Below are 5,275 nucleotides of genomic sequence, written 5' to 3'. Positions count from 1 at the left end.
AACTCGCAGCTGTATTCTGCCGCACGTTCGCGTGACCAGGCGGCCATTCTGTTTAACCTGGCCTCCAAGATGTGCCGGATGAATCCGGTGCTTATGCAGTATGTTGCGATCAAGGATTCAGCAAAAGAAATTCACTGCCCTGAACTGGGTTCTTATTATCGCGCACTGAGCGCAGAAGCCACCACGGCCTACGGTTTCTCGCCGCGATTTGTCGCCCACGATGAGCTGGGGCAGGTTCGTGGGCCGCGTGACCCTCTTTATGAAGCGCTGGAAACGGCGACCGCTGCTCAGGATAACCCTATCTCGGTAATCATCAGCACCCAGGCACCCGATGCGAGCGACCTGCTCAGCCTGCTGATTGATGATGGCCTGACCGGGGCCGATCCGCGAACGGTGGTCAGGCTCCAGACCGCACCGGAAGATATCGATCCTTTCTCTGTTGAAGCCATCAGGCTGGCAAACCCCGCCTTCGATGTATTCATGAACCAGAAAGAAGTGCTGGATATGGCCGCCAGCGCAAAACGCCTGCCGTCGCGCCAGGCAGAGTTTGAGAACCTTGTACTAAACCGCAGGGTTGAGGCGAAAAGCCCGTTCGTGAGTCAGACCGTCTGGCACATGAATAAAGAGGAACCCGGCGAACTGGCGGGCGCTACCGTCTGGGGCGGCCTGGACCTTTCCAGCGTGTCGGACCTCACCGCGCTTATTCTCAACACAACCCATGGCGATGTGCACTGTAAGTTCTGGCTACCTGAGGAAGGGCTGGCAGACAAAGCGCGTAACGATCGCGTGCCTTATGACATCTGGGCGAGGCAGGGCTGGCTGAACACGACACCGGGAAAAGCCATTGAGTATGCCTTTATCGCCAGGGAGCTGCGGCGCGTTTTTGATATCTGTAACGTCAGGGTGCTGGCGTTCGACCGCTATAACATGCGCTTCCTTCGCCCTCATCTCATCGACGCCGGATTCACTGAAGCGGAGCTTGAGCGGTTTGTGGAATTTGGCCAGGGCTTTGTTTCTATGTCTCCCGCACTCAGGGAGCTTGAGGCCAGATTGCTCGGTGCGCAGCTGAAGCACGGCAACCATCCGATCCTCGAAATGTGCGCCAAAAACGCCACGGTAATCACCGACCCCGCCGGTAACCGCAAATTTGTAAAAGGCAAGTCGAGTGGCCGTATCGACGGCATGGTAGCACTGGCAATGTCCATCGGGGCACAGTCCAGTGACGATGTAGAGGACCCGGGAGATGTTAACGATTTTATCTATAACTTTTTGAGCGTGTAAAAATGGCAGATACCGATTACAGCATTGACCTGCGAACGCGATCGCCATTCTGGGCGCGCATGGCCTCCATCCTGACCGGTGGCAGACTGGTTACACCAGAGAAAGGCTCTCAGATGGCTGGCACCTCTGCGCACGGCGTTGTTGGTGAATCCGTTGTCACTGATGAGCGAAACATGCAAATCAGCACGGTGTGGGCCTGTATCCGTCTCATTTCTACAGTCACTGCATCTTTACCGCTTGATGTTTACGAGACCAAAGACGATCAGCGCAGCAAGGTTCCTGGCAACCATCCTCTCGCAAAACTACTGAGGTTCCGGCCAAACAATTTCATGACCGCTCTGGAGTTCCGCGAAGCCATGACCATGCAGTTGTGCGCCTACGGTAATGCTTACGCGCATGTGGAGCGAAACAGCGTCGGCGACGTTATCAGTATGGTTCCTCTGATGAGCGCCAATATGGAAGTGCGGCTCAGTGAAAACGGCAAAACCATTATCTACCGCTATCGTCGTGACACGGAATACGCCAACTTTTCACAGAAAGAAATTTTCCATCTCAAGGGATTTGGCTTCAACGGGCTAACCGGCCTGTCTCCGCTGGCGTTCAGCGCGAAGTCTGCAGGTGTCGCCATTGCCATGGAAGATAATCAGCGTGAGTTCTTCGCGAACGGCGCGAAGTCTCCGCAGATCCTGATGACTGATGGCAAGGTGCTGACTAAAGAGCAGCGCGGTCAGCTGGAGGAGAACTTTAAGGAGATTGCAGGCGGACCGGTTAAAAAGCGGTTGTGGATCCTGGAGAGCGGGTTTACTACGCAGGCTATAGGGGTTTCGCCTCAGGATTCGGAAATACTGGCTGCACGAAAATTTCAGGTCGCCGAACTGGCCCGCTTTTACGGTGTGCCTCCGCATCTGGTAGGCGATGTTGATAAAACCACCTCCTGGGGCTCGGGAATTGAGCATCAAAACCTGGGTTTTCTTCAGTACACGCTAAAACCCTACCTTGACCGTTGGGAGTACAGCATTGAGCGCTGGCTGGTGAAAGAGTCAGAACAGGGCGCTATTCATGCCGAACATAACCTCGACGGGCTGTTACGCGGCGACTCAACAAGCCGGGCATCATTCATGCAGATCATGGTCAATACCGGCATTCGCACCGTTAACGAGGTTCGACGGCTGGATAACCTGCCACCACTGCCTGGCGGTGACGTGGCGACGCGCCAGTCGCAGAACGTACCCATTACCGATCTTGGATCAAGCAAAGAGCCCCGCAATGACGGGGCTTAATTTTTATGGGGGCCATGATGCCTGAAATTCAAAAGACGCTGGCGTTCGACCAGACCGAAATCAAGTTTACCGGTGACGGCAGTAAGGGAACGTTTGAAGGGTACGCCTCGGTTTTCAATAACACCGATTCCGATGGCGACATTATTTTGCCCGGCGCTTTCGCTGGTGTGGTCGCTAACCAGAGCCGCAAGGTGGCTATGTTCTTTAACCACCAGACGCGAGCCATCCCGGTTGGCAAGTGGGATGCCATGCACGAAGACGAGAAGGGGCTTTTTGTACGTGGGCAACTCACTCCGGGGTTAAGCCTGGCCGAAGATCTGAAGGCCGCCATGCAGCATGGCACGGTTGAAGGCATGTCGGTCGGTTTTTCAGTCGGCCCCGATGATTACACCGTCGGCACGTCAGGCCTGATTTTCAAAAACATTTCTTACCTGCGGGAAATCAGTGTCTGCACCTTCCCGGCAAACGAACTGGCAGGCGTAACTGCCATGAAGAGCATCGACGGCATTAAAACCATTCGTGACGCGGAGGCCTGGCTGAGGGATTCAGTCGGCCTTACGCGCGCTGAAGCGCAGGCGTTTATCGCCCGCGTGAAGTCCGCAGGCCGAAGCGAGTTCGGCGGCGGCGACATTGACGCGCTGGCACAGCGCATAACTTCCTTTACCGCTAACCTGCGGAATCCTTAACGGAGCAAAACATGTCTGAATTAGCAACCCTGGAAAAAGCGATCGAGAACTCCCAGAAAGAAGTGAAGGAGCTTATCGAGGAGCAGCGTAAATCCATCAACCAGAACGGCGAAATCAACAAGCAGCTGCAGACCGATCTGGCTAAAGCCCAGGATGAACTGAAAACGACCGGTACCCGCCTGTTCGATCTTGAGCAGAAGCTGGCTGGCAACTCGCCTGAACAGACCGCCAAGAAGTCCTTTGCAGAGCGCGTATCCGAAGACCTGATGAAAGGCTGGGACGGCTCACGCACCAAAGCGAAAGTGACCAGTTTTGATAAAGCGATTGGGTCTGGCGCCAACTCCGCCGGCGCCCTGGTTCTGCCGCAGCAGAATCCTGGTATCTTGATGCCTGGCCTGCGCCGACTGACTGTCCGTGACCTTCTGGCCCAGGGCCGAATTTCCAGTAACGCGCTTGAATACGTGCGAGAAAACGTCTTCACCAATGCCGCCGCTCCTGTGGCCGAGGGCACCCTGAAGCCGGAAAGTAACATCACCTTCACCAAAGAGACGGCGAACGTCAAAACCATCGCCCACTGGATCCAGGCATCGCGCCAGATTATGGACGATGCGCCAGCGCTTCAGTCCTATATCAATACCCGCATGATGTATGGCCTGGCGCTGGCGGAAGAAAACCAGATGCTCAACGGCGACGGTACCGGCGATAATCTGGAAGGACTCAACGTGGTTGCAAATGATTATGAGACTGCGCTGAATGCCTCGGGTGATACTGGTGCGGATGTGCTGGCGCACGCTATCTATCAGGTATCACTGAGTGAATTTGAAGCCGATGGCATCGTCCTTAACCCGGCAGACTGGCACCGGATTGCGTTGCTGAAAGACGCCAACGGCAACTACATCCTCGGTGGCCCACAGGCGTTTGCGTCAAAAGTGCTGTGGGGGCTGCCTGTTGTCTCCACCACGGCGCAGGCGGCGGGTAAATTTACCGTTGGCGCGTTCGGCCTGGCCTCTCAGGTCTGGGATCGCATGGATGCAACTATCGAAATCAGCAACCAGGACCGCGACAACTTTATCCGCAACATGCTGACCATTCTGTGCGAAGAGCGCCTGGCGCTGGCGCACTACCGTCCTGCCGCCATCGTCACCGGCGATATTGCGGTTTCTTCCGGCGAATAACAGAAGGGCGCGGTCAGCAATGGCCGCGTTTAACCTATGAAAATTAAAGCTCTCCGTATGTTCTCGCATTATCACCTGGGCACTGTATCCCAGGGCGAAACCCGCATCGTGAAAAAAGAGGTTGGCGAGATGCTGGTAAAAATGTACCTGGCTGAAGAGGTTGAACCTGAGAAGGTGAAAAACTCCAGTCCTGAACAGCCTGAACAGCCTGAACAGCCTGAACAGCCTGAACAGCCTGAACAGCCTGAACAGCCTGAACAGCCTGAACAGCCTGAACAGCCTGAACAGCCACAAAAAGCCAAAACCGGGGGTAAAGGTGGAAATAAGCGCGGAGCAGATGGCGCTGATAAAGACGCATCTGAGGGTTGATAACGACGCCGAAGACTCTCTTATCACTGCCTACACCACGGCGGCCGTCGATTATGTTGAGAAATTTTGCGACGGTTCGCTGGTGGAATCCCTTTCGCCGCCCCCTGAAGACAAAGAGCCTCCCCGGGAGGTTCTTTTTACGCCCGGGATCTGGGCGGCAATGCTTCTGCTGATTGGCCACTGGTATGCGAACCGGGAAGCCGCGTCGCAGAATCTGGCGGAAACCCCGCTGGGCGTTGAGGCGTTGCTGATACAGCACCGTCGGTGGCACTGATGGCCTGCTCCGGATGCGCCGCCCGGCGTGAATGGCTTAAAAAGTGGATGAAAATCGCCTATGAACGAGCAACAGGTAAGCCAGCTGCTGGCAGCAATGGCAGCCCAGACAGCAGCAATGAACCGACTGGCGGAGTCAAACGAGGCTCTGACGGCGGTGATCTACCAGTCGATGGTAGTGGAAGAGAGTGACGCTGAACTTCCACAGCAT

The 5,275-nt window shown here is 55.5% G+C and carries 6 protein-coding genes; all 6 read left to right on the top strand.

The genetic code is table 11. The annotated features are described in order from the left end of the window. Nucleotides 1-1,281: terminase TerL endonuclease subunit (locus tag ACOTYB_RS24505; RefSeq protein ID WP_421765912.1), on the top strand; the 1,281-nt coding region annotated here is incomplete at its 5' end. A 2-nt stretch (nucleotides 1,282-1,283) separates the two neighbouring features. Further along, nucleotides 1,284-2,561 (top strand): phage portal protein, encoded by a 1,278-nt coding sequence (locus tag ACOTYB_RS24500; RefSeq protein WP_063436811.1) that lies wholly within the window; start codon nucleotides 1,284-1,286, stop codon nucleotides 2,559-2,561. Nucleotides 2,562-2,578: 17 nt separating this feature from the next. Then, nucleotides 2,579-3,247 (top strand): HK97 family phage prohead protease, encoded by a 669-nt coding sequence (locus tag ACOTYB_RS24495; RefSeq protein WP_421765913.1) that lies wholly within the window; start codon nucleotides 2,579-2,581, stop codon nucleotides 3,245-3,247. Nucleotides 3,248-3,258: 11 nt separating this feature from the next. Beyond that, nucleotides 3,259-4,422, top strand: a complete 1,164-nt coding sequence (locus tag ACOTYB_RS24490; RefSeq protein WP_063436813.1) for a phage major capsid protein — start codon at nucleotides 3,259-3,261, stop codon at nucleotides 4,420-4,422. Between the two features lie 36 nt (nucleotides 4,423-4,458). Then, entirely contained in the window at nucleotides 4,459-4,791 is a 333-nt protein-coding gene (locus tag ACOTYB_RS24485; RefSeq protein WP_407088758.1) for a hypothetical protein, read from the top strand. Next, nucleotides 4,760-5,065, top strand: coding sequence for a head-tail connector protein (locus tag ACOTYB_RS24480; protein WP_063436815.1), 306 nt, complete (start codon nucleotides 4,760-4,762; stop codon nucleotides 5,063-5,065). Before ACOTYB_RS24485 ends, ACOTYB_RS24480 begins: the two co-directional genes overlap by 32 nt. Nucleotides 5,066-5,275 lie beyond the last annotated feature (210 nt).

It is taken from the genome of Enterobacter cloacae complex sp. IR5450 (assembly GCF_049238665.1).
Lineage (GTDB): Bacteria > Pseudomonadota > Gammaproteobacteria > Enterobacterales > Enterobacteriaceae > Enterobacter > Enterobacter hormaechei_C.
This window is presented reverse-complemented; position numbering and strand designations above follow the sequence as displayed.